At 54.5% G+C, this 2,325-nt stretch carries 1 protein-coding gene; it reads right to left on the minus strand.

The window, feature by feature from the left end; translation table 11 throughout:
• A partial coding sequence (locus tag ACOSYY_RS02030; RefSeq protein WP_421660601.1) for a B12-binding domain-containing radical SAM protein occupies positions 1-2,239 on the minus strand: 2,239 nt, incomplete at its 3' end.
• Between the last annotated feature and the right edge of the window lie 86 nt (positions 2,240-2,325).

Below are 2,325 nucleotides of genomic sequence, written 5' to 3' on the forward strand. Positions count from 1 at the left end.
CAGCGAGCATCGGCAGCGACTTGGCCGTGCGTGACGGTTTAAGGTCGGTGAGGGGCGCACGCCGGCTTGAAGCATCGAGTGCCACTTGTTCTTCGGAGTCCTTGGAAGCAGCACCATCGTCCGTTCCACTGGCAATTTCAACTTCCCCGGCACTGATCGACGTGCCTGACGTTCCGGTCCTGGCCGTGTCGCGATTTAATTTGACGTCCTCAATCACACGGTTAGCCCAAGCACCTACGTTAAAACCCGCATCATGCAGGGCAAGGACGATGCGCTCGAACCGTTCCTTTCGCACCTGCGCGTCGATGTACGGATCGGTGCTGTGCCACTGGTCCGCCGGAAGGGCTCTCGGATACTTCTCGTACATTGTTTCCTGAGGTTCCTTCAAAACAATGTTGTGGGAAGCCGGATCAATCCAGTAGACGCTGCCGTTCACTAGTATCAGCGGATTGATATTTGCCAACCGGCCGATATACTTGCGATTCTTGAGGATGAGCTCGATCCCCTCCTCAACGTCTTGGTCGGTTTCTCCTGGAACGCCGATGACCCAGTTGACCTCGGTAAAGATCCCAACCTCCCAGCAGTCCTTCAAGTTTTGTGTAATCATGTCGACCGTGTACCCCTTCATCTGCAGACGCAACGTGCGTTCCGAAAAAGCGTCGATCCCGAAACGGAGCGCAACGAAATTGGCCTCGCGCAACTTTTCGAAGAAGGCTCGGTTTTGTTTCCTGTTGACTCGCAGTTGGCCGGTGAGCTTTACCTTGCGATGAAGCCCACGGCGGATGATCTCATCACAAATCTCCATGACTCGCTCGGGCATGCCGCCAAGATCGCTCTCGTTGAACATGAACAAATGGCAACCACGCCCAACCAACCACTCCAGTTCATCCACAAAATTTTCCTTGGTGCGGATGCGCCAGTAGAACCGTTCCGCGCAGAAGGTGCAGCGGGACCAGCGACAACCCCGGCTTGCGATAATAGGCGTCAGTTGGTAGTCATTGAAGTTTCTGTACACGCTCAGATCACACCACTCGTACTTGGGAAATTCAATCTGATCGAGATTATGAATCATCGGCGCCGGAATATAGGAATAATCAGGCGTATCGAAACGGGACAGCACACCCGGCTGGTTGAACGGCCGCTCGCCCCTGGCCAATGCTTCTAACAGCGGACCCGCCGTCAGGTCCGATTCACCGATGCACATGTAGTCGCATTCCGGAAATGCGCGGCGACCGACATCCGCGTTGTAGCAACTGAACCCGCCCACCACGATCGTGATATCGGGCAACTGAGCCTTGACGCCGAGCGCAACCTCCCTCGCCGCCGCTTCATTGCATCCTTGGATCGAAAGCCCGAGCACTTTTGGACGCGCTGCGACCAAAGCCGCGATCGTCTCGTCGATGACCGGCCTGAAGAACTCCAATACCTCGTTGCGCCCGGTCGGACCTGAAGCGCCCCCACCCGTTGCTGTCCAGAGGTCATAGTGCTCCGCTTGCCAAGGATCCTCCGGCAAAACCAAATCGCCAGGAAGCGTGATACTGCCGCCCATGTCGAAGAGCCGATGAACATGGAATCGGTGGTAGGAAATGATATCGAGGTCAACGATCTGAAAGGACACCGCAGTTTTCTTCAGGGCATTGTTCAAATATCCCAATCCATTGGGCATCAAGGACAAGTTACGCGAGGGGCAGTCCACAATGGCCACGTCCAGATCCTTCTTGACCTGGATCTCAGGGATTTCGATCGGATAAATATTTCGCGGCAACGGCGTCCACCCCCGGGCCGGAATGACGTCGGGTGCAATGTCCGCCAAAACCATGAGATCGACAACAGTGACTGACGAAGGCAACTGCTGCATCATCTGCATGCGCGGCAATGCCAAAGTTTCGCAGAGGAAGGCGGTTTGCGTGTCTTCTGGTAACGCACTAAGCTTGATGCTGGCTAGACCATGCGGCTGGTGCATATCCGGAAGATTCTCGTACAACACAGCGCCGACAATCCGGGCATTGAGGCCAGGAGCATGTTGCGATAGATAATCTACAAACCTCTTCGAACCAACCAGAGTAAGACCAGGTAATGTCATGAGATGCGCACCGAGCGCCTCTAGACATCTCACATCATCCGGCCCACTGTCGAAGGCGAAGCATCGATGAGGACTGAATGTGACTCGTGTCCCCTCAACCTTGGCAGTCGCATTGTTTTTCTCAAGAGTCAGAACGACGGCTGTATCGGTCATCATTCACCTCATATCCGATATTAGAGATTCGAACTTCAACGTTATTCCTCTCGGGAGACTTCTTCCATCCTATAGAAATGATGGCGACT

The sequence above is a fragment of the Nitrospira sp. BLG_2 genome (genome assembly GCF_049222245.1).